Here is a 21,864-nt window from a genome sequence, read left to right on the forward strand (position 1 = left end):
GGGCATAAGAAAACAGGAGCGCAATAGCGCTCCTGTTTCTATCTAATCACTTCTTAAGGTGGCTTTCGACCATACTATATATATCCGAGGGCAAAAACCCTCAATACACTCTACAAGTATGGAATGTTAATTGAAAATAACGCACGAAATATAACACCTCAAAAGATAAATCACGAACCCTTTTCCATACGGAAAGGACTTTATATGAATGAAAATACATTTTCATCACTTCAAAAGGGAGGTGATGCTCAATGAAAGGAAGTTTACAGAAAAAGCACGGTAAGTATTACGTCGTAGTTTACCAAAAGGACGAAAACGGAAAACTTCATCAAAAGTGGATTCCAACAGGAATCTCGGAGAAAGGTCGTAACCAGACGAAAGCAAATGCAGCACTGCACCGCATTTTAACGGAATTAGAAGCGCAAAATGCGAAATCAACTTCGTTTCTTGTCACAAAACTCAAATTTGTTGAGGCTTTGCTGGCTTGGGTAGAATACAAGAAGTATGAAATCCGCACGAACACCTATGAATTGTATACGCTGAATCTCAATAAGCATATTATACCGTTTTTCGAGAAGAAAAACAAGCTGGTTACGGAAATTACGATAGATGATATTGAAGACTATTACAAGGCAAAATTGAAGGAGGGGCTGTCGGTAGAAACGATTAAAAAGCACAACATCATTATTCGCGGCACTCTCGAAAGGGAACTGGACAAGGGAACGATTTCAGTCAATCCCTGTGACCGCGCTCGTATACCGCGGCGGAAGCGTCCAGACCGGTTTAAGGGGCAAGCCTATACGCCGGAACAGGCAAACAAACTGCTCGAAGTCATTCATGGTGAGGTACTGGAGCCGGTTATCATGCTGGGATTACTTTTCGGTATGCGCCGCAGCGAAGCGCTGGGCCTGCGCTGGAGCGACATCAATTTTAAGAATCAGACCATTGTTATCTCCAATACGATGACTCAAATGCGTACGCTGCTCATTGATGAGCACACCAAGTCCTTTACAAGCCACCGTATGCTCAGCGTGATGATGATGTAATCGGATACTTCAAGCGCTTGAAAACGCAGCAGGAAGCGAATAAGCGCGAATACGGCGATAAATACCATGACTCCGACTTCGTGTGCGTATGGCCAGACGGCCGCATCATCCTGCCGGGCTATGTTTCACACAATTTTAAGAAGCTGCTGGCGAAGTATGACCTGCCGGAAATTCGTTTTCATGATTTACGTCATACAGCAGGCAGTCTGCTTCTGGCGCAGGGAGTAAACATCAAGCAGATTCAGGAATTCCTCGGTCACTCCGATGTAACGACCACGCTGAACATTTACACGCACACCGATGAAAATGCAAAAAAGGAAACGGCTGCCGCGATGGGAAAGGTGCTGAAAATCGTCTAATACAATGCTAATGTTAGCGCAAAGAATTTAGTGCGAAAACACAGGTCGTGCAAAGTATTAGACACCGGTATTAGACAGCAGTTTTTCACAAATTACATCATAAAACCAAACACCGCAAAAAGTATAGAAAAAGAGCTGAAATCAAAAGATTTCAGCTCTTTCACTTGGTGCGGATGGGGGGACTTGAACCCCCACGTCCTTGCGAACACTAGCACCTGAAGCTAGCGCGTCTGCCATTCCGCCACATCCGCATATTTTGTTGTTGAAAGAAGGTGGTGCGAGTGACGGGACTTGAACCCGTACGTCGATCGACACACGCCCCTCAAACGTGCCTGTCTACCAGTTCCAGCACACTCGCATTCTGTTCTCATCGAGTCGCCTCACTGTCAGCGACAAGAATTATTATATCCATGTGAACGCTAAATGTCAACACCTTTTTTCAAATTTTCTTGAAAAAATTCAAAACGCGAAAAACAGACGATTTCTCTGCCACGCGGAACAGTTTGTGTGTTACAATAGAAGCAGTCAGAAAATTCACAACAAAAAGGAGGAAGACTTCAGTGCTTTCTAAAAAAAGTAAGGCAATCGGTTTTATCATTATGTCCGCGTTCGGTTTTGCGATGATGGCGGCATTCATACGTCTGGCGGGGGATCTGCCGTTCACGCAGAAAACCTTTTTCCGCAATCTGGTCGCGGTGGCAGTGGCCGCCGTGGTGCTGTGCCGCGAAAAGGTTGGTTTTAAGTGGGAAAAGGGCAACCTGCCACTGCTCATCATACGCGCAACCTGCGGCACACTCGGCATTTTCTGCAATTACTACGCTATTGACCATCTTGTACTGGCAGATGCAAACATTCTTAATAAAATGTCGCCGTTTTTCGCTATCATCTTTTCGCTCATTCTGCTGAAGGAGCGGGCCAGCGTATTTCAGTACGCGGCGGTGCTTGCGGCATTCGGCAGCAGTATGCTGATTATCAAGCCGGGTTTTTCCTCGGCAACCTTCCCGGCAATTATCGGCCTGCTGGGTGGCATGGGTGCAGGCGCGGCCTACACCTGTGTGCGCGCACTCAGCCGGAAAGGTGAAAAGAGCGCCCGCATCGTGTTCTTCTTCTCGATGTTCTCCACACTGGTATGCGTACCGTTTATGATCACGGACTACCACCCAATGACATGGGGACAGTTCTTCTGTCTGATCGGCGCAGGTGCGTCAGCCGCGCTCGGACAGTTCGGCGTAACGCTCGCATACGCCAACGCACCGGCCAAGGAGATTTCGGTGTTCGACTACACGCAGGTCATCTTCTCGGCTGTCCTCGGCTTTTTCCTGTTCGGTCAGCTGCCGGACGGCTGGAGCGTCCTCGGCTATCTGCTGATCTGCGGCATTTCGGTCGCGGTGTTCTTCTACAACCGCAATCTGGAGCGCAAGGGACAGTAATATGATCGAGTACGAACTGGTTCGCTCCAAACGCAAGACGCTTGCCGTGCAGGTGACGCGCGAGGGGCGTGTGATCGTTCGTGCGCCGCTGCGGCTGGCAAAATACCGTATTGAACGGTTTGTCGCGGAGCATGCGGATTGGATAGCCCGCGTACTTGCCGATCAGCAGTCCCGCCGTGCGGCACATCCGGAGCCGGATGCGACCAAGCAGGCTGAGCTTATCCGCCGAGCGAAAATAGAGCTGCCGCCCAAGGTGCAGCATTACGCAAAACTGATGAACCTGTACCCGGCCGGACTGAAGATCACCTCAGCGAGAACACGGTTCGGCTCGTGCAGCGGCAAAAACAGTATTTGCTTCTCATGGCGGTTGATGGACTATCCTGGATCCGCTATCGACTATGTGGTGGTGCATGAACTGGCGCACATTGCACATAAAAACCATGGACCGCAGTTCTGGGCGCTGGTGGAGCGCTATTTACCCGATTATCGTGCGCGGCGTGCCATGCTGCGCGAATGAGAACAGGAAACGAGTATGAATATGACGAATCAATACAAAATTCTGGCATTGGATTTAGATGGAACGCTGCTGGATGCGCAGAGCCGCATCACGCCGGAGAACGCCCGCGCGGTACGCATGGCGCAGCAGGCGGGCGTGCAGATCGTGCTGTGTACCGGACGCAACGTGCGCGAGGTGCGCCGCTTCAGCGAACAGCTGGAAGCCGCACCGGACTGGCTCGTCACCGCAAACGGTGCGGCAGTGCAGCATCCGGACGACAGGGAACCGGCGTTTTTCGACGGTCTGAGCACAGAAATGGTGGACATTATCCTGAACGAGTGCGCCGCCATTGACACCGACCCATGCCTGTATACCACACAGGATTTGTACTACGGACATGCCTTCCGGCATTTTCTCGAGAATCTGCAGCGGCGCGGACGGGTTGTCATGGACGAAGCCGACGAGGGCTATCATTTTGTCGAGGACGGGAATGCGTGGCGCGAGGTGATCGCGCGCGAGCCGCGCCCGTTCACCAAGGCGATTCTTTATCACGATGACCCGAATGCGATCGCGCCGCTGACAGCTGCACTCGATAAATACGGCATTTTCGAGTTGGCACCGTCCGTCATGTACGGCGGAGAACTGCGTAACGTCGAGGTCAACCGCATGGGCGTGCACAAGGGACGCGGACTGGAATGGCTGGCGCATCACCTCGGCTGCACGCTGGCCAACGTCATTGCCATCGGTGACAGCGAAAACGATCTGACCATGCTGCAGATGGCGGGGCTGGGCGTCGCCATGGCAAACAGCGAGCCGTGCATCCGCGAAGCAGCGGACGTTATCACCGGCAGCAATATGGAAAACGGTGTCGCACAGGCGATTTACCGACATATTCTGGGGGAATGAACGATGAAAAAAGTAGTGGCAATCGGCGAACTGCTCATTGATTTCGTGCCGCAGCAGCGCGGCTGTGCGCTTGATGAGGTCGTGCAGTTTGAACGTGTCGCGGGCGGTGCGCCGGCCAATGTGGCAACCACAGTGGCGCGTCTCGGCGGCAGAGCGCAGATGATTTCGCAGGTGGGAGAGGACGCATTCGGTACGCACATTCTCAAAACGCTGCACGCAAACGGCGTGGATACCTCGAGTGTGTTCCGCACCGGACGGGCGAATACCGCGCTGGCGTTTGTTTCGCTTGATAAGAACGGCAACCGTGAGTTTTCCTTCTACCGCAATCCCTCGGCAGACCTGTTTCTCGATGAAGCACAGATCACGCCGGATATTTTCGCGGACTGTGCCGTGCTGCACTTCTGCTCGGTCGATCTGGTGGACGCACCTGTCAAGCAGGCACATCGCAAGGCCATCCGGCTGGCAAAGGACGCAGGCGCGTTCCTCTCGTTCGACCCGAACGTGCGCCTGCCACTATGGGACAGCCCGGAAAGCTGTCAGGCAGCAATTTGTGAATTTCTGCCGTGTGCAGACCTCGTGAAGCTGTCGGATGATGAAGTTGAATTCTGCACCGGCTGCAAAACCGAGAGGGAAGCGGCAGAACTTCTGTTTTCGCAGGGCTGCAGGCTGCTGCTTGTGACACGCGGCGCGGACGGCGCGGCAGTCTACACGCCGAACGCGAGCGCCGAGACCAAAGCGCTGCTGGTGACGGTCGTGGATACCACCGGAGCGGGCGATTCGTTCATCGGGTCGTTCCTGTATCAGCTTACCCGCGACGGTGTGACAGCGGAAACGCTCGCTGACATCCCGCAGGAGAAGCTCGCGGATTATCTGACATTTTCGTCCGAATGCTCGGCGTATACCGTGCAGCATAAGGGCGCGGTTATGCCAACAGAAGAAGAATTGAGAATGGAAAATGGAGAATGAATGTGTCCGCCCACAGGGTGGCAATTCAATAACGCGATTAGCGCGTAACCGCAGTTCTTAATTCGCCATTCTCAATTTTTCATTCACCTGCCACTAAAATTTATTGCACAATGTGTGCAAACGTGGTATAATTTTGAGGTTATAAAGAAATGATAACGATTCTTGGCATCGACCCGGGCTACGGCACGATTGGCTACGGCGTGGTGCGGTTCGATAATATGAAATTTACGCCGGTGCAGTACGGTGCGGCAAAAACCGCTCCCGGAATACCAATGCACCTGCGCTTATGTGAGATTTACGATGATATCTGTACGCTGGTGGACACATTTCACCCGGACGAGGTGGCAATCGAGGAGCTTTTCTTCTCGAAAAACGTCACAACCGGCATTCAGGTTGCGCAGGCGCGCGGTGTAATTCTGCTGGCGCTGGCCCAGAAGGGACTGCATCCGGTATCCTATACACCAAATCAGGTGAAGCTGTCCGTTGTCGGCTATGGCGGCGCAGAGAAAAAGCAGGTGATGGAAATGACGAAAAGCATTCTCCATCTCACCAAGCTGCCGCGTCCGGATGACGCAGCGGATGCGCTCGCGCTTGCCATCTGCCACGGGCATTCCCGGCAGGCCATGCGCTATGAAGGCTTATTATGAGGTTTAAATAGATGTTTTATTATGTAGACGGCACGGTTTCCGTGCTCCAGCAGGGTCTTGCGGTGATCGACTGCGGCGGTGTAGGCTATGCCTGTCACGCTTCGCAGAACACCATCGGCAAGCTGAAAACCGGCGAAAAAGCGCGTCTGCTGACCTGGCTCAATGTCCGTGAGGGCGTGTTTGAGCTGTACGGCTTTATCGACGAGGAGGAGAAGTCCTGTTTCCTGATGCTGACCAGTGTCAACGGCGTTGGCCCGAAGGCGGCGCTGTCCATCCTGTCGGTCGCACCGCCGGACAGACTGGCGCTCAGCATCATCACCGGCGATGAAAAAATGCTCATGCAGGCGCCGGGCATCGGCAAGAAGATCGCACAGCGCATTGTACTCGAGCTGCGCGACAAGATGAGCAAGGAGCAGCTCGAGACCGCATCTGCAGCGTCTCCGGTGGCGGCAGCCGCCGCTTCCGGCGGTGTCAACCACACGCAGGAGGCAGTCGCGGCGCTTATGGTGCTCGGCTATACGCAGGCAGAGGCGCTGCACGCGATGGAGGGTCTGGATGCTGCCGGCATGGAGGCGGACGAGATCATCCGTCAGTGCTTGAAAAAGCTGGTCAAGTCCTGATTTTGGACGATAAAAGCCTGATCAAGTAGGAGAGTGTACCTTTGAGTATTGAATTTTCCGGCGGCATGACGGATGATGAGCGCATCATCTCCACCCGCCAGCTCAGCGAGGACGAGACCGAGAATTCGCTCCGTCCGAAATCCATGGCGGACTATATCGGTCAGAAAAAAGCCAAGGAAAACCTGAGTATTTACATACAGGCCGCGAAAATGCGCGGTGAATCGCTCGACCATACGCTGCTGTACGGCCCGCCGGGTCTGGGCAAGACCACACTCGCGGGCATCATTGCCGCAGAAATGGGCGTGAATATCCGTGTTACGAGCGGTCCGGCAATCGAAAAAGCGGGAGATTTGGCGGCTTTATTGACAAATCTCTCAGAGAATGATATTTTGTTTATTGACGAGATTCATCGCCTCGACCGTGCGGTAGAGGAGATTCTCTATCCTGCGATGGAGGACTATGCACTCGATATCATCATCGGCAAGGGGCCTTCGGCGCGCTCGATCCGTATCGACCTGCCGAAATTTACGCTCATCGGCGCGACTACGCGTGCCGGTCAGATGACCAGTCCGCTGCGGGACCGCTTCGGCGTCATGCTTCGTCTGGAGCTGTATTCGCCGGAGGAGCTGTGCGGTATTGTTGAACGCTCGGCAGGCATTCTTAATGTACCGTGCGAGCACGAGGGTGCATTCGAGATTGCACGCCGCAGCCGCGGTACGCCGCGAATCGCCAACCGGCTTCTGCGCCGTGTGCGAGACTTTGCACAGGTAATCGGCACCGGTACGATTGACAGAAAAAGTGCCGATATTGCGCTTCGTGCACTCGAGATTGATGAGTTAGGTCTGGATAACGTAGACCGCAGAATGCTCAAAAGCATTATCCAGAACTACGGCGGCGGTCCGGTCGGACTGGACACGCTGGCCGCGACCATCGGCGAAGAAGCGATCACCTTGGAAGATGTTTATGAGCCGTATCTCATGCAGATCGGCTTTCTCAGCCGCACGCCGCGCGGACGCTGCGTGACGCTGCAGGCTTACCGTCATTTGAATCTGGAACCGGCGGACGGACAGCAAATGCTGTAATTCAATCGTTTTCCCGCCTTTATCATACAAGAAAGTTAGGTGTTTCATTTGGGTAGATATTTTGGAACAGACGGCGTTCGCGGTGTAGCGAACTCGGAACTTGATGCACTGCTGGCATTCAAGATCGGCGCGGCAGCGGCATATGCACTCACGCAGGAGTCTGCACACGGCCGCAAGGCGAAGCTGCTGATCGGCAAGGACACTCGTGTATCCTCGGATATGCTGGAGAACGCGCTGGTCGCGGGCATCTGCTCGGTTGGCGCGGATGTAGAGCTGCTCGGCGTTATCCCGACGCCGGCGGTCGCTTTCCTCACCATCAAGCACAAGGCAGATGCGGGTATTGTCATTTCCGCAAGCCACAACTCCTTTGAGTACAACGGCATCAAGATTTTTGCAGGCAACGGCTACAAGCTGCCGGACGAAACCGAGGCAAGGATTGAGGACCTGATCGACGATTTCGAGTCTATTCCGAAGATGACCCACGAGAAGATCGGCCGTGTACTCAAAAGCGAGATCGACCCGGTAGTCGAGTACACCGACCATCTTGCAGATACCATCAAGGGCGACCTGTCCGGCCTGCGCGTGGCGGTGGACTGTGCAAACGGCTCCTCCTCCACGACGGTGGAGCGCCTCATGCGTCTGGTCGAGTGCAAGGCGGAAATCCGCTTCTATGAGCCGGATGGCATCAATATCAACGATAACTGCGGCTCCACCCATCTCGGTCAGCTGAAGGAGCGTGTCCGCTCAGGCAATTTTGATCTTGGCGTTGCCTTTGACGGCGATGCGGACCGCTGCCTGATCGTAGACGAGACCGGCGAAGAGCTGGACGGCGACCGCATTATGGCAGTCTGCGCGGCGCACATGAAGAAGGAAGGCAAGCTGCGCGGCGGTGCATTTGTTGCCACCATTCTGTCCAACATGGGTCTGCACGCCTACGCCGATAAGAACGGCATGAAGATCGAGTGCTCCAATGTAGGTGACCGCTATGTGCTCGAAATGATGCTCAAGAAGGGCTACATTCTGGGCGGCGAGCAGTCCGGACACGTTATTTTTCTTGAGTATGCGTCCACCGGTGATGGTGAGCTGACTGCACTGCAGTTTATGTCTATCCTCAAGGCGAGCGGCAAGAAGTGCTCGGAGATCGCAGCTGAGGTTGAGCCGTGGCCGCAGTTGATGATCAACGTCAAGGTGCCGAACGATAAAAAGGCTACCCTGCAGCAGCTGCCCGAGGTCAAGGCGGCTATCGATGCGGCTTCTGCGGAGCTGGGCAATAACGGCCGAATCCTGGTTCGTCCGTCCGGCACGGAGGCGCTTGTGCGCGTCATGGTAGAGGGCACGAACAGTGAGCAGGTAGATACTTTGGCAAAAAAGGTTGCCAAAGTCATCGAGTCTGTTGTATAATGTAAAAGAGCCAACAGGAGTGGGTGTGGTTTGCACACCCACTTTCTTCATTCTGAACAGGGAGGTGGGAGCATTTGCGCACAATTCCATAATATGCTAAGCGCCAGAACTGCGGTGCAGCCGGTATCGCAGTTGACGAGGAAAGGGTTAATCGAAAGTATTCGGCGGGTGCCCTTCGGTCACAAGTGGGTTGATCGTCAGCAGGCTGTTAAAACATACGGGCGACCGTATCGACAGAGCAGTTATGCGTAACGCACTATTTTTATACCCAAAATTAGAAATTCACCGCATATATTGAGGTAAGGCAATACGGAATAATTAAACAAGAGCGATTTGTGAGAGAGTTTTACGGACCAACAAGGCGTGTTTGGCGGTAATGCTTGATGTATTATCGTAAAATCGCAACGCAGTCAGGACGTAAAATCTTCACAAAGCGGCGCGGCAGCGCGACCGGAGTTCGTGCAAGAAGCCGCAGCTTTCATTGTTCCGTGTTGCCTAAGGCTCATACTGAAATGTTGCGGAAGATATGTTATATTTACCGTTGCAAAGGAGTATTATTTTATGTGTGGAATCGTTGGATTCACCGGACGCGAGAATGCGCTTCCGATTCTCATCAAGGGTCTGTACAGCCTGGAATACCGTGGCTATGACTCTGCCGGTGTGGCTGCCTTCACGAAGGACGGTCTGCGCGTTGTCAAGGCGCGCGGCCGCATTGCAAACCTTGAGGAGAAGATCAAGGAGGAAGGCGGCGACATGTACTGCACCTGCGGTATCGGCCACACCCGCTGGGCAACGCACGGCGAGCCGTCCGACCGCAACTCGCATCCGCATCTGGGCGGCAAGGGCAAGGTAGCAGTTGTGCACAACGGCATTATCGAGAACTACAAGGAGCTGCGTGAGCGTCTGGAGGCACACGGCTATGAGTTTAAGTCCGAGACCGATACGGAGACTGTCGCGCACCTCGTGGACTATCTGCACACCGGCAAGCAGGAGGATCTGGCAAAGACCGTTCTGCAGGCCGTACAGCGTCTGCGCGGCTCTTACGCACTGGGCGTAGTCTCGATGGATAACACGCAGGAGATCGTTGCTGCACGCCGCGGCAACCCGCTGGTTATCGGTATCGGTGAGGGCGAGAACATGATCGCATCCGATATTACCGCTATTATCAATCGCACCAAGCGTTACATTATTCTGGATGATAACGAGGTTGCAATCGTTCGCCCGGACAGCGTAGTTGTCATGAACGAGTTCGGCGATACGGTAGAGAAGGAAATCATGACCGTAACGTGGGATATGTCCGCAGCGGAAAAGGGCGGATACCAGCACTTTATGCTCAAGGAGATCATGGAGCAGCCCAAGGCAGTTGCCGATACGGTTAAGCCGCGTATCAAAAATGATGCGGTTGTATTCGAGGACAACGGTCTGACCGACGAGCGTCTGCGTGAGATCGAGCATATCCATATCATCGGCTGCGGCTCTGCACTGCACGCAGGCATGGTCGGCAAGCGCGTGATTGAGGCAATGTGCCGCATTCGCTGCACGGCAGAGGTTGCCAGCGAGTTCCGTTATGAGAACCCGATCATCGGCAAAAAGGATATGTGCATCGTTATCAGCCAGTCCGGCGAGACGGCGGATACGCTGGCTGCCATGCGTCTGGCCAAGCAGGCAGGTGCGTTCACGATTGCGATCGTAAACGTCGTTTCCTCGACGATTGCGCGCGAAGCAGACGGTGTGCTGTATACATGGGCAGGCCCGGAGATTTCGGTCGCCACCACCAAGGCGTACTCCGCGCAGCTCTCCGCGCTGTATCTCATCTCGGTCAAGATCGCGCGTGTGCGCGGCCTCATCTCCATCGGTGACGAGCGTGCGCTCTGCGCTGAGCTGCAGCGTCTGCCGGAATGTATTGAGCAGACCCTGAAATGCCAGTCGGATATGCAGCGTATCGCTACGCTGTATGCAAACCGCTCGAGCGTGTTCTTCCTTGGACGCGGACTGGACTATGCCGCCGCGCTCGAGGCTTCGCTCAAGCTGAAGGAAATTTCCTACATTCATTCGGAGGCGTACGCTGCCGGTGAGCTGAAGCACGGCACGATTTCGCTGATCGAGGAGGGTACTCTGGTTGTTGCTCTGGCAACGCAGCCGGCACTGTTTGAGAAGACGGTCTCCAATATCCGCGAGGTTGTAGCGCGCGGCGCAAGTGTCGTGCTCGTCACCACGGACGATTTCACCGGGGACGAGTCGGTCTGCCAGCACATCGTGCGCCTGCCGAAGTGCCTGTATGAATTTTCCGCTTCGCTCTCGATTATTCCGATGCAGCTTTTGGCATACTATATCGCAGTGGAGCGCAACTGTGATGTCGATAAGCCGCGCAACTTGGCAAAGTCGGTAACTGTAGAGTAAAACGTCAACGATATTGTCATAATTACACAAAAATAGAAGCGCGTTTTTGTGTGATATAGGTAAAGATGACAATCGTTTCTTGACATTTCCAATTCTACCGCGTATAATAGCTATTGACATGAGAAATGATTATCAAATACAGCCATCGAACGGGATTCCGGATGAAAAGCTGTGCCGTCTGGCACGGCAGGGAGACGGACTCTCGATGGAGAATCTGATCCGTCGTTATACCCGTCTGGTCAAGACCTGTGCGCGGCCCTACTTTCTGGCAGGCGCCGATGCAGAGGATCTGATGCAGGAGGGCATGCTCGGGTTGCTGAATGCCGTCCGGGAGTACGACGAGAGCAAGGGCACACCCTTTGGAGCGTTTGCACGGTTGTGCATCACGCGGAAGATTTATTCCGCAGTGAAGGCGGCAGCGTCGCTCAAGCACGACCCGCTCAATCAGTCCATGTCAATCGATCGACCTCTGTTTGAAGACCTTGCGGAATCGCGTACCCGGGTAACTGCACCGAATGGTGATCCTGAATCGCTTGTTATCGGCAATGAGGAGAGGGAAGAGCGGAAAAAGAAGCTCTACTCGCTTTTGTCTGAATTTGAGGCACAGGTTTTGACGTTGTTTTTGGACGGCTTATCGTATGAAGAGATGTCCGAAGCGCTGCACAAACCAATCAAATCTGTGGATAATGCCGTCCAGCGCATCAAGCGAAAATCGGCAGCCATTAAACCTATTTAGGCGATAGCAGGCGCAGTGTCTGTACGCATATATTTCAAGTTTCCCGAGGGAACAGTATCAAAGAGAGGTAAAAACCATGTACGAAGACAAGACTTTAGTATGCAAGGAATGCGGTAAGGAGTTCGTGTTCACCGCCGGCGAGCAGGAGTTTTACGCAGAGCGCGGTTTCCAGAACGAGCCGCAGCGCTGCAAGAGCTGCCGTGACGCGCGCAAGAACGCTGCACGCGGTCCGCGTGAGTTCTTCACCGCTACCTGTGCTGCTTGTGGCGGCGAGGCTCGCGTTCCGTTCGAGCCGAAATCTGATCGCCCGGTATATTGCAGCGAGTGCTTCGCAAAGATGCGTGAGCAGTGATACCGTAACGGTAAAAAATCAATAAATGACACGTTAAAAGTGCCAGTAATGACTTTTCTCATTGCTGGTGCTTTTTTCTTTGCCCAAAGGAAAGGAATCGGCAAGGGAATGTATGTGTCCCGAAAAAATGATAAAGAAATGAAGAATCGAATCCGCAAGCGATGGGCGGCTTGCGGCAAAAGAAAACCTCTGCTCAAAATGGGCAGAGGGAATCTTTTGATTTTAAGCAATAATATCGTATTTCAGGATTAAGCCACGCTTCTGCCGGTCGTCAAGGTCAGCAATAGCGGCATCAATGCTGGGAAATAAGCAAGGACAGATATGGCCTTGCTAAGATTCACGAAGCTGTACATGTTTGTTCCCTTGTGGGGGAGCAGAAGTACGTCCAGTGTTTCGTTGCGCTTGAAAATGTAGAAATGCATAGAGAAGAGCCTCCTTTACTTGGTTTCGTTGATGGTAAGCAACTCTTCGACCGTCTCTTTCTGCCGGCGAAGAAAGCCGAGATAGAAACCGTCAGAAACGGAAAATGCGATGCATGCTGCGTGCAGCAGAAGGGCTCCGATATGTATGAGAAGATCTATAATCTCTGAGATGTTTATATTTTTTGATGCATAAAAGGCATAGGTGGGATTGGTGAGCAGCAGATAAAAGTCCCATAAGATAAGCGCACTGACCGGAATCAGGGCGAACGATAAGGCAATCCAAACGCGGGTGTCTTTCTTAAGAACCTCGTACAAATGCAGAATATCGGCGTGCTTGGTTTCCAGTTCCTCGCGCGAAAAGCGGGAATAGTAATCCAAGTCACATAGTTTCTGGTGCTTAATGAATTCGGCTGCGCCGTTTTCATCGGACTTTGATGGTATATTGCTGGGCATAGGCGATAACTCCTGTAAATCGGGGTAGTCCTTGATAAAAAAAGGAAGACCCTAAGGTCTGATGTTGATAAGGAACAAAACCTAATCACACAAAAGACGGCTGAAAAGGCTTGGGTTACAACAAAATAAGCGAAAAACGGCACTGTTTTAGAACGGTGCCGTTTTTTGTTGCCCGGATTGCCCTACGCCGTCGCAGAAATGGAGGGCAATCATAATGTCAGAACCTATCACTTTGGATTACTACTACGGTCTGGAAGCTGAGCAGTACACTTTCTTCCGCATCCCCAAAATCCTTTTCAGTCCCACCTACAAGACGCTTTCTGTGTCGGCAAAGATGCTGTACGCGCTTATGTTGGACCGCATGAGCCTGTCCGCACGCAACCGCTGGATGGACGAGGATGGGCGTGTGTTCATTTACTTTCGCATGAGCGAGATCATGAGTGCTCTTGGCTGCGGTCACAACAAGGCAATCGCCCTGTATGCCGAATTGGAAAAGGTCGGTCTTATCGAGCGAAAGAAGCAAGGCATGGGCAGACCTGCTAAAATTTATGTCAAGAACTTTATTCCTAAAACCGGAAGTCATCGCCCCCAAAAGGAAGTACCCGCAACGCCTGTTAGTGAGTATGATGACTTCCCCTCAGCGGAGCGTAATAATAAGAACTACAAGAATAATACTTACATCAGTGATACTGATCCATCTATCTATCCGGTACAGGAGGAAGTCACAGAGCCGGTGAGCGAGCCGGAACAGATGGATGCGATGGATACGACAGACGAGTACAGAGAGCTTCTGGAAGAAAATATCGACCTTGCATACCTCCGTCAGAACGGTCACGCGGACGATGAATTACTGGACGAGATCATGGACTTGCTGGTAGATACCGTCACCAGTCGAAAGCCAACGATCCGCATCGGCGGCGAGGACCTGCCAACGGAGGTCGTGCGAAGCCGCCTACTCAAGTTGGACGCCAGCCATATCGAGTATGTGCTGGACAGTATGCTCCAAAACACCACCAAAGTCCGAAATATCCGAGCGTACTTACTCACGGCGCTCTACAATGCACCCACTACACTCAGCAGCTACTACACCGCATTGGTCAATCATGACCTGTATGGTGATCGGTAGCTGCTTTTTTCATAAGCAGCGGTAGATTCACCGTTAAAATCTAACGCGCACCGTGGCAGAAACGCGCCCGGTGCGCGTTTTCTGTTTCTGCGGTGCCGGCGGCATCACGCTGAGAAAGGACACTGAATGACGCAGAACGATGACCAGCGACGCAGACTGTTTTGCATCCTGCGTCGGATTGCCGTGCCACCCTGGAGCACCCGGCTCACGATCAAATTTCAAAAAATGGAGGTAATTTTATGAAACTTCATTCCAATCCCCATCGACCGAGGTCGATTTTGGCAGGGCTTCTTGCTCTGACCCTGATGTTCTCCATGTTTCCTACCGCCTTTGCGGCACAGCAGAACAGCTACCATGACCCTGCGGAACACTGGATGCAGGCATCCGGTCGCACGAATGAGCTGGATGCTAATAGTGTTATAACTCATGAAACCTTTACCTGCCATGAGTGCGGCAAGCAGACCTCATTTCTTGCGTTTCGTGTGCCGGAGTACACGAAAAACGGTCAGTCTGCACTCAGCCGCAATGTGAAATACTCGGACGGTACTATGGTCGGCGGCAACGGCAAGGGCGACACGATGGATGGTGTTCCCGGCAAGAATGCGACCTATACCGGGTATCACTACACGAAAGCCGTCTGCGAAACCTGCGGCGGTATCAACACCAATATGGCAACGACGGACTACGGCTATCTGAAAAATGTGTACTGGCTGTATGACTGTGCTGCCGAGTTCACGCAGAAACTCGACGAAACCGTGACCTACGAGTACGCAGACGACACTTACCATACTGTCACCACCAAGGGCGGCACCTATTGCGCGTTCTGCTACGGCACGAACCACACCGAAAGCAGTAAACTGGAGCGTCACAGCATGGTAACAGAAGTGCTGCCCCAGCCGGCGAATGGCCGCTTTGCAGAGGTGGAGAAGTGTAGCCTGTGCGATTACGCCCGCTATGACTACACGGCTGCGAAGGCGGTCATCGCGGACTATTACGGCATCGCAGACGGCAAGTCGCACACGATTACGGTTAGCGACCTCTCAGAAGCAGGCGTCCACACTGCTATCCGCTATGGCAATAGCGCAGACAACTGCACCATGACCTCTGCACCCAATTATACAGAAGCCGGTCAATACATGGTCTATTATGAGATCACCTACACCTACAAGGGCAAGGAAATGACTGAGAACGGCGTGGCGAAGGTCTGGCTGCGAGATGAAAGCACCAAAGACGATGGCTCCTGCGCCTGCGGCTGCGGGAATCCAAACTGCGGCTGCCAGAACAAGAATTGCAATGGAAATTGCTGCATCGACAAGGGCTGTGGTGAAAACCACAAGTATATTCTGCTGGACAGCACCAAAGCCGGCTGCACCACCCTCGGCTATGACCGCTATCTCTGCACGGACTGCGGCAAGATCGAAAAGCGCGACTATGTGGACTCCCTCGGTCACGCATGGCAGAGCATCGTCATCCGCGACGCCACCTGTGATACGGACGGCAAGCTGCTGGAACTGTGCTCCCGCTGCGGCGAGATGAAGCAGACGGCAACGCCCAAGGGCGAACACAGCTATGAGGTCTATACCGTGGCCGCCACCTGTACCAGCCCCGGTTATACCGTCCGGGAATGCTCCGTCTGCGGGGATCATCACATTGAGGACATCACGGCGGCACTGCCCCACAATTACGAATCCCATGTCATCGCTGCTACCTGCGAAAACGGCGGCAAGACCATCCACCGCTGCGACGGCTGCGGCAGCAGCTTCGTCACGGACTACACCGACGCGCTTGGTCATAGCTGGGACGAGGGCACGCTCGTCACCAACGCCACCTGCACCGGCGAGGGCGTGATGGAATACCGCTGCACCCGCTGCGGCTATCACCGCATCGAGGGTAATGAGGCGGCAGGTCATGTCCCCGGCGATGCCGCCACCTGCACCCAGCCGCAGCTCTGCACCAAGTGCGGCGCTGTGCTGAAAAACGCGCTCGGTCACGATTACAAGCGTGAAGTGACCGCCCCCACCTGCACGGAGATGGGCTACACCACCAACACCTGCACCCTCTGCGGAGATACTACCAAGACTGATTACACCGAGCCTACCGGTCACAAGCCGGGTGATTGGATCATCGACAAGGAGCCGACTACGGACTCCGAGGGCAGCAAGCACAAAGAGTGCGAGAATTGCGGTGAGAAGCTGGAAGCGGCAGAGATCGAGAAAGTCTACAACAGCGGCACCACGGACAGCAAGGGTGAAGTCGTTGTGGGCGGCTATCTTGTGACCGTCACCGATACCGACACCAAAAATCCTGTGGCGAATGCCGCCGTTGCGCTCCATAAGGACAACAGCATCTCCATCCGCCTGCCCAATAGCCGCCTGCTGGACTATGATGACCAGACCACCGTGACCGTACAGCTTGTCAAGGACAAGAGTGTCGTTTCCGGTATGAGCATTTCTGTCACGGACAAGAACGACAACTACGCCTCCGGCAAGACCGACAAGGCAGGTCAGATCACCGTCCCCACCGGCAGCGGTAAGACCAATGAGGACGGCAAGGTCACTACTGGCTATGAGGATGCGGACGGCGATCGCTGGACGCTGACCGTCAATGTCATCCGCACGGATACCAAGCGTCCCATCTCCGGCAGTGATGTTTCCATCGGAAAGACCGGCAATATTACGGTCAAGCTGCCCGACGGTACGGATATGGATGCCAAGCATCAAGTGACGGTCATTCTCACCGACCACAAGAAGAACCCGCAGGAAAACAAGAATATCACTGTCAAGGGCGACCTGAATCAGACGGAAAAAGGCAAGACCGACAAGAACGGCGAGCTTACCGTCCCGGAGATCGAGAAGACCGAGCGACACGGCGTTTACATCGTCGGCTACACGGACGGCACCTTCGGCCCCAGCCGCAGCATGACCCGCAGTGAAGCCGCCGCCATCTTCGCAAGACTGCTTGCTGAGAAGAACGGCGACACCATTTCCACGGCGGCAAATACCAAGTTCACGGATATTCCTGCACACGCATGGTATAGCGGCTATGTGAAATACCTCGCCAACAACGGCATTACCTACGGTAAGAGCAAGACCATCTTTGCGCCGAATGACGCTATTACCCGCGCGGAATTTACCACGATGGCGGTCCGCTTCTTTGATGTCTATGGCGACGGCGATGCGGAGATCATGGAGCAGTTTAGCGGCTTCCACGATGTTTCTTCCGGCTATTGGGCGGCGGAGTACATCAAATACGCGGCACTCCACGGCTGGATCAACGGCTACGGGGACGGCTCGTTCCACGCAGACCGCGAGATCAACCGCGCCGAAGTCGTTACCATCGTCAACCGCCTGCTGGGACGCGAAGCAGATGAGGACTACATCGCGGACAATCTTCGCAAGCTGAACACCTTCCCGGATGTCAGCCGTAAGCATTGGGCATATTACGCCGTCATGGAGGCTGCCAACGCCCATACCGCCATCCTCGGTGACAGCGAAAGCTGGAGCAAGTGATTTTCGTTTTCCCCTGCACCGAAAGGATGGTGATGCACCATGCAGGAGGAACTGGAGAAAAAGACAGTGGTTGTGATCACGACCGGCGCAAAGCTGACGGAAAGGCTGCTGAAAAGTCTGATCCGCAAGGCGCTGGCAGAAATGCAGCGCCAAACGCAGAACCCGAAAGTCTACCGAGGTAAGCAGTCGGTAAAGCACCTGTTGCAGCAAGGCGGCGGTGCATCCACCATTGAGGTGTCCAGTGCCAGCATCCGCACCTTTGAGCGTGTTGCGCGAAAATACGGCGTGGATTTTGCAGTCAGAAAGGATAGCGCGGCGGAAAAGCCGCGCTATCTCATTTTCTTCAAGGCACGGGACGCCGATGCGATGACCGCTGCCTTTCAGGAATATACGGCAAAGGTCGTGCAGCGTGAGAAGAAACCGTCTGTTCGGGAACAGCTTGCCAAGCTGCGGATCGCAGTGCTGGACAAGGAAGCGGCTCCGGCGAAAACCAAGGACAAGGAGGTGTCGCTGTGAGGAAAATCTCAAAGCCGGATACCGCCACTATCAAAGCACTGCTGCCGTATGGCATGATCGGTCTGCTTGCGACCAAGCTGGGGCAGGAATACCGGTTGGCGACCGGCGTGGACATCATCGACCGTCTGATGAATACGATCATGGTGCTGGGGCGCGTGATGGAGCATCCGCTGCCGAGCCTGCACCCGTTTGACCTATTGGTCGGTATGTGCTGCGGTGTTTTGCTGTGGCTGACTGTGTATTACCGAAAGAAGAATGCAAAGAAGTTTCGTCACGGTGCTGAGTACGGCAGCGCCCGGTGGGGCAATCAGAAGGATATTGCACCGTTCATCAATGATGATTTCGCGCAGAATATCCTGCTGACGGACACCGAGCGCCTGACATTGGGGCAGATCGCGGACCCGGAAAAGCGGAATGTGAATCTGAATGTACTGGTTCTGGGCGGCTCCGGCTCCGGTAAGACCCGCTATCATATCAAGCCGAACCTTTTGCAGATGAACGCATCGTATGTATGCTCGGACCCGAAAGGTACGGTCGTGGAGGAAGTGGGACAAGTTCTCATCAAGAAAGGACATTACAAGCTGAAGATCCTGAATACCATTGATTTCAGCGCTTCCATGCACTATAACCCCTTCCATTATCTGCACAGTGAAACCGATATACTTTCGCTGGTCACAGTCATCATGGCGAACACCCAGAGCAAGGAAAAGGGCGGCGATGATTTCTGGCAGCAGGCAACGGCACTGCTGCTCCAAGCGCTGATCGCCTATATTTACTATGAAGCGCCGGAGGAAGAAAAAAACTTTGCGATGCTGCTGGATATGCTCAATGCCTGCGAGTGCCGAGAGGGGGATGAGAATTTCAAATCTCCCGTAGACCTGCTTTTTGATAAGCTGGCGAAACGCGAGCCGGATCACTTCGCAGTGAAACAGTATACCAAGTTCCGCCAAGCCGCCGGCAAAACTCTAAAATCTATCTTGATTTCGTGTAGTGCGGCGCTGGCTCCCTTCGACATTCAGGAGGTGCGTGACATGATGGCGTATGACGAAATGGAACTGGAAAAGCTGGGCGATGAAAAAATTGCACTGTTCTGCATCGTGTCCGATGTGGACCCGACCTTCAATTTTCTCTCCGCGATGCTGTATTCCCAGATGTTCAATGTGCTGTGCGACCGTGCATTGAAGGTCTATCACGGGCGTTTGCCGGTCCATGTGACTTGCCTTTTTGATGAATTTGCGAACCAGAAGATCCCGAACTGGGAGCATCTGGTCAGTGTCATTCGTTCCCGCAATATATCGGCACATATTGTGTTGCAGACATATAGCCAACTCAAGGGAATGTATAAGGACAACGCCGAAACCATTGCCGGATGCTGTTCCACGATGCTCTTTCTGGGTGGCAAGGAGGAAAGCAGCCTCAAGATGGTGTCTACCATGCTGGGCAAAGAAACGATCGATGCGATGAATACCAGCGACACCCGCGGCAGTCAGCGCAGCTATGGACTGAACTATCAGAAACTCGGAAAAGAGCTGATGAGCGTCGATGAATTGGCGGTCATGCCGTCGAGCAAATGCATCATGCAGTTACAGGGTGTGCGCCCATTCTACTCCAAGAAGTACGACCTGACGAAGCATCCTATGTACCGCTATACGGCGGATGCCAACAAGAAATACACCTTGAATGTCAAGCAATATCTCTCGCACCGGCTGCGTTTACAGCCGGACGAAACCTACGAGGTCTATGACCTTGGGGAGGCCGCTGACGAAGCGGTATGACCTGCCCGCTGATCTACCAATTCGGCATGATTGGCGGGCAGTTTTTCATATATTCACATTTTCAAAACACAGGAGGACAATTTTATGGAATTTTTCAGCTCTGCGGTTTCCGCACTCTCTACGATGGTCACGGCGATCGGCGGCGTGGTCGGTATCTGGGGCGTCATCAACCTTCTGGAAGGTTACGGGTCGGACAACCCTGCGGCAAATGCTCATGTACGGTAAAGTATCACAAGAAAATTATGTCGAATTGACAGCCGCCTCCGCTATACCGAATAAGGAAATAAAGAGTCCTCAAATTTTGCGCTACTAAATGAAGACGAGCGGAAGTAATCTCCCGCTCGTCAGTAAACTTAACTATGCCATATCAATCCCGCTTCTTTCCCGCCACCGGCACTAAGAACAGCGCGGGCAACAGCAGGAAAGCGGTACAGACCAGCCCCCAGGGTATGGACACCTGCTGGGCTACCAGCCCCACAATAGGCCCGCCGATGATCTGCCCGAAAGAGTCCAGCTGTCCGCTGGTGGAAAAGACTGTGGCGCGCATTTTCTCATCCACTTGGTCGTTCATCCAGGCGGCCAGCACAGGCTCCTTGATGGTGCGCATAAGCCCCGCCAGCAGGAACACCAACAACATGAACCAAAAGCTCCGCCCCACCGCGAAGAGAACCAGGAACAGGATATACCCGGCGCTGGTGGACATGACCACACTGGTTCGGCTGACAGTCCCTTTTTTCTCCATGCGGGCGATGAGCAACTGAGAAGCCAGAATACCTAAGCCGTTGCCGATAAGACTGATAACACCGAACCAAGTGACGCTGTTCAGCGGCCCGATAACGGGTATTACCGTGTCATCCAGAAAATGAGCGGTGGAGAGCCGGTCAAAGCCTTCACTGGCAAGTCCCCCGCATAGTGTGATTGCTAAGAGCGCCAGCAACACAGGTGCGCCTTTCACAAAGCCCAGGTTGAGCTTGAACAGGCAGACAAAGTCTTTAAGCAAGCCCTGCCGTTCCTCAATAGCAGGGGAGAAGTTGGTTTCTGGCATGATGCGAACCATCACCAGCCCCAACAACAAGCACAAACTGCCCCCCAAGATGAGAGGCATTTGCAGGTTTATGTTTCCCAGCAGTGTGCCCAGCACCACGCCCAGAACGCCGCCGATTTGCCCCATTTGACTGCCCCGCAGGAACACCTTGTCTATGGGTTTGTCCTCTTCCTCCGAGGCAATCCACGCCTCCAGAGCGCCGGTGATGAAGGTATCACCGCAACCCCAGACAACCTGGGCCAGCAGAACCGGCGCGAACCACGGTAGCGCACCCTCCATCAGAAAGCCCAGGCCGTAGAGGAACATTCCAATCAGCACCGAGCGCCGACGGCTATACAAATCCGCCACCACACCGGTGGGCATCTCGAACAGAAAGCAGGAGGTCTCCTGAACCGTCCCTACCAGGACAAGCTGGAAAGCATCCAGCTGCACCACCTCCAGGTGGTACACGATGGAAAGCACTGTGGACATAGAAACCGCCAGGGAACAGACAAATCGGAACAGCAGGTAGACAGAATATGCCTTTGAATTTTTAGCAAACATGAAGTTACATCCTCCTAGTATAATAATGGTGTAG

Annotated in this window: 21 protein-coding genes, 2 tRNA genes and 1 pseudogene; 19 read left to right on the forward strand and 5 right to left on the reverse strand. The window is 53.6% G+C overall.

Translation table 11 applies throughout. The features are described from left to right. Window positions 1-251: 251 nt before the first annotated feature. Both DW724_RS03375 and DW724_RS16220 read left to right on the forward strand, forming a co-directional pair. A complete protein-coding gene (locus DW724_RS03375; protein ID WP_118760661.1) occupies window positions 252-1,046 on the forward strand; it encodes a site-specific integrase in 795 nt (264 codons plus the stop codon). Window positions 1,047-1,063: 17 nt separating this feature from the next. After that, a complete protein-coding gene (locus DW724_RS16220; RefSeq protein WP_158580202.1) occupies window positions 1,064-1,405 on the forward strand; it encodes a site-specific integrase in 342 nt (113 codons plus the stop codon). A 165-nt stretch (window positions 1,406-1,570) separates the two neighbouring features. Here the strand turns inward: DW724_RS16220 and DW724_RS03385 are convergent. Further along, window positions 1,571-1,656 (reverse strand) — tRNA-Leu (locus DW724_RS03385). A gap of 22 nt (window positions 1,657-1,678) precedes the next feature. Further along, a tRNA-Leu gene (locus DW724_RS03390) sits at window positions 1,679-1,763 on the reverse strand. A 202-nt stretch (window positions 1,764-1,965) separates the two neighbouring features. Between DW724_RS03390 and DW724_RS03395 the strand changes: the two genes are divergently transcribed. The 12 genes from DW724_RS03395 to DW724_RS03450 all read left to right on the forward strand — a co-directional run bounded on the left by DW724_RS03395 (window position 1,966) and on the right by DW724_RS03450 (window position 12,693). Then, window positions 1,966-2,835, forward strand: a complete 870-nt coding sequence (locus DW724_RS03395) for a DMT family transporter (protein ID WP_256372134.1) — start codon at window positions 1,966-1,968, stop codon at window positions 2,833-2,835. 1 nt (window position 2,836) lies between these two features. Then, complete coding sequence (locus tag DW724_RS03400) at window positions 2,837-3,352, forward strand: M48 family metallopeptidase (protein ID WP_118760663.1); 516 nt, start codon at window positions 2,837-2,839, stop codon at window positions 3,350-3,352. A 21-nt stretch (window positions 3,353-3,373) separates the two neighbouring features. After that, entirely contained in the window at window positions 3,374-4,237 is an 864-nt protein-coding gene (locus DW724_RS03405) for a Cof-type HAD-IIB family hydrolase (RefSeq protein ID WP_158580203.1), read from the forward strand. A 3-nt stretch (window positions 4,238-4,240) separates the two neighbouring features. Next, window positions 4,241-5,203 (forward strand): carbohydrate kinase family protein, encoded by a 963-nt coding sequence (locus DW724_RS03410; RefSeq protein ID WP_118760665.1) that lies wholly within the window; start codon window positions 4,241-4,243, stop codon window positions 5,201-5,203. Between the two features lie 149 nt (window positions 5,204-5,352). Beyond that, window positions 5,353-5,850, forward strand: a complete 498-nt coding sequence (gene ruvC, locus DW724_RS03415) for a crossover junction endodeoxyribonuclease RuvC (protein ID WP_337764176.1) — start codon at window positions 5,353-5,355, stop codon at window positions 5,848-5,850. Window positions 5,851-5,861: 11 nt separating this feature from the next. After that, window positions 5,862-6,470 carry a Holliday junction branch migration protein RuvA gene (gene ruvA, locus DW724_RS03420; RefSeq protein ID WP_118479681.1) on the forward strand — a complete coding sequence of 203 codons (609 nt, stop codon included), beginning with the start codon at window positions 5,862-5,864 and terminating at the stop codon, window positions 6,468-6,470. Window positions 6,471-6,511: 41 nt separating this feature from the next. Beyond that, on the forward strand, window positions 6,512-7,552 hold the full coding sequence (ruvB, locus tag DW724_RS03425) for a Holliday junction branch migration DNA helicase RuvB (RefSeq protein ID WP_181967744.1): 1,041 nt from the start codon (window positions 6,512-6,514) through the stop codon (window positions 7,550-7,552). Between the two features lie 48 nt (window positions 7,553-7,600). Beyond that, window positions 7,601-8,953 (forward strand): phosphoglucosamine mutase, encoded by a 1,353-nt coding sequence (gene glmM / locus DW724_RS03430; RefSeq protein WP_110436909.1) that lies wholly within the window; start codon window positions 7,601-7,603, stop codon window positions 8,951-8,953. 561 nt (window positions 8,954-9,514) lie between these two features. Continuing rightward, on the forward strand, window positions 9,515-11,353 hold the full coding sequence (glmS, locus tag DW724_RS03435) for a glutamine--fructose-6-phosphate transaminase (isomerizing) (RefSeq protein ID WP_110436908.1): 1,839 nt from the start codon (window positions 9,515-9,517) through the stop codon (window positions 11,351-11,353). Between the two features lie 118 nt (window positions 11,354-11,471). After that, window positions 11,472-12,089: a sigma-70 family RNA polymerase sigma factor gene (locus DW724_RS03440; RefSeq protein WP_118760666.1), complete on the forward strand. Its 618-nt coding sequence runs from the start codon at window positions 11,472-11,474 to the stop codon at window positions 12,087-12,089. A gap of 76 nt (window positions 12,090-12,165) precedes the next feature. After that, window positions 12,166-12,441, forward strand: coding sequence for a zinc-ribbon domain containing protein (locus DW724_RS03445; protein ID WP_117490422.1), 276 nt, complete (start codon window positions 12,166-12,168; stop codon window positions 12,439-12,441). A gap of 48 nt (window positions 12,442-12,489) precedes the next feature. Continuing rightward, window positions 12,490-12,693: a hypothetical protein gene (locus DW724_RS03450; protein ID WP_118760667.1), complete on the forward strand. Its 204-nt coding sequence runs from the start codon at window positions 12,490-12,492 to the stop codon at window positions 12,691-12,693. On the opposite strand, the gene DW724_RS15540 is transcribed toward DW724_RS03450, so the two are convergent. Next, a complete protein-coding gene (locus tag DW724_RS15540; RefSeq protein ID WP_158580204.1) occupies window positions 12,690-12,863 on the reverse strand; it encodes a hypothetical protein in 174 nt (57 codons plus the stop codon). The genes DW724_RS03450 and DW724_RS15540 overlap by 4 nt on opposite strands. A gap of 15 nt (window positions 12,864-12,878) precedes the next feature. After that, complete coding sequence (locus tag DW724_RS03455) at window positions 12,879-13,316, reverse strand: hypothetical protein (RefSeq protein WP_118760668.1); 438 nt, start codon at window positions 13,314-13,316, stop codon at window positions 12,879-12,881. Between the two features lie 214 nt (window positions 13,317-13,530). On the opposite strand from DW724_RS03455, the gene DW724_RS03460 reads away from it, so the two are divergent. The 5 genes and pseudogenes from DW724_RS03460 to DW724_RS03480 all read left to right on the forward strand — a co-directional run. Beyond that, a complete protein-coding gene (locus DW724_RS03460; RefSeq protein ID WP_118760669.1) occupies window positions 13,531-14,442 on the forward strand; it encodes a DUF6017 domain-containing protein in 912 nt (303 codons plus the stop codon). Between the two features lie 239 nt (window positions 14,443-14,681). After that, the gene (locus DW724_RS03465; protein ID WP_118760670.1) at window positions 14,682-17,951 is read left to right on the forward strand and encodes an S-layer homology domain-containing protein; all 3,270 of its coding nucleotides are present in this window, start codon (window positions 14,682-14,684) and stop codon (window positions 17,949-17,951) included. Between the two features lie 39 nt (window positions 17,952-17,990). Next, a complete protein-coding gene (locus DW724_RS03470; protein WP_118760671.1) occupies window positions 17,991-18,467 on the forward strand; it encodes a PcfB family protein in 477 nt (158 codons plus the stop codon). Window positions 18,468-18,520: 53 nt separating this feature from the next. Next, entirely contained in the window at window positions 18,521-20,242 is a 1,722-nt protein-coding gene (locus DW724_RS03475) for a VirD4-like conjugal transfer protein, CD1115 family (protein WP_118760714.1), read from the forward strand. Window positions 20,243-20,326: 84 nt separating this feature from the next. Beyond that, window positions 20,327-20,455 (forward strand): annotated as a pseudogene (locus tag DW724_RS03480) (Maff2 family mobile element protein); the annotation flags it as partial. Between the two features lie 154 nt (window positions 20,456-20,609). Here DW724_RS03480 and tet(40) read toward each other — a convergent pair. Continuing rightward, entirely contained in the window at window positions 20,610-21,830 is a 1,221-nt protein-coding gene (gene tet(40), locus DW724_RS03485; protein ID WP_109215034.1) for a tetracycline efflux MFS transporter Tet(40), read from the reverse strand. Window positions 21,831-21,864 lie beyond the last annotated feature (34 nt).

The organism is Butyricicoccus sp. AM27-36, from assembly GCF_003480945.1.
GTDB lineage: Bacteria > Bacillota > Clostridia > Oscillospirales > Butyricicoccaceae > Agathobaculum > Agathobaculum butyriciproducens.

What these genes read in the sequence shown, in the direction of transcription:
- DW724_RS03375 (WP_118760661.1), top strand. Translation starts at nt 252, where the DNA reads ATGAAAGGAAGTTTACAGAAAAAGCACGGTAAGTATTACGTCGTAGTT.
- DW724_RS03400 (WP_118760663.1), top strand. Translation starts at nt 2,837, where the DNA reads ATGATCGAGTACGAACTGGTTCGCTCCAAACGCAAGACGCTTGCCGTG.
- DW724_RS03405 (WP_158580203.1), top strand. Translation starts at nt 3,374, where the DNA reads ATGACGAATCAATACAAAATTCTGGCATTGGATTTAGATGGAACGCTG.
- DW724_RS03410 (WP_118760665.1), top strand. Translation starts at nt 4,241, where the DNA reads ATGAAAAAAGTAGTGGCAATCGGCGAACTGCTCATTGATTTCGTGCCG.
- ruvC (WP_337764176.1), top strand. Translation starts at nt 5,353, where the DNA reads ATGATAACGATTCTTGGCATCGACCCGGGCTACGGCACGATTGGCTAC.
- ruvA (WP_118479681.1), top strand. Translation starts at nt 5,862, where the DNA reads ATGTTTTATTATGTAGACGGCACGGTTTCCGTGCTCCAGCAGGGTCTT.
- glmS (WP_110436908.1), top strand. Translation starts at nt 9,515, where the DNA reads ATGTGTGGAATCGTTGGATTCACCGGACGCGAGAATGCGCTTCCGATT.
- DW724_RS03440 (WP_118760666.1), top strand. Translation starts at nt 11,472, where the DNA reads ATGAGAAATGATTATCAAATACAGCCATCGAACGGGATTCCGGATGAA.
- DW724_RS03445 (WP_117490422.1), top strand. Translation starts at nt 12,166, where the DNA reads ATGTACGAAGACAAGACTTTAGTATGCAAGGAATGCGGTAAGGAGTTC.
- DW724_RS03450 (WP_118760667.1), top strand. Translation starts at nt 12,490, where the DNA reads ATGACTTTTCTCATTGCTGGTGCTTTTTTCTTTGCCCAAAGGAAAGGA.
- DW724_RS15540 (WP_158580204.1), bottom strand. Translation starts at nt 12,863, where the DNA reads ATGCATTTCTACATTTTCAAGCGCAACGAAACACTGGACGTACTTCTG.
- DW724_RS03455 (WP_118760668.1), bottom strand. Translation starts at nt 13,316, where the DNA reads ATGCCCAGCAATATACCATCAAAGTCCGATGAAAACGGCGCAGCCGAA.
- DW724_RS03460 (WP_118760669.1), top strand. Translation starts at nt 13,531, where the DNA reads ATGTCAGAACCTATCACTTTGGATTACTACTACGGTCTGGAAGCTGAG.
- DW724_RS03465 (WP_118760670.1), top strand. Translation starts at nt 14,682, where the DNA reads ATGAAACTTCATTCCAATCCCCATCGACCGAGGTCGATTTTGGCAGGG.
- DW724_RS03470 (WP_118760671.1), top strand. Translation starts at nt 17,991, where the DNA reads ATGCAGGAGGAACTGGAGAAAAAGACAGTGGTTGTGATCACGACCGGC.
- DW724_RS03475 (WP_118760714.1), top strand. Translation starts at nt 18,521, where the DNA reads ATGATCGGTCTGCTTGCGACCAAGCTGGGGCAGGAATACCGGTTGGCG.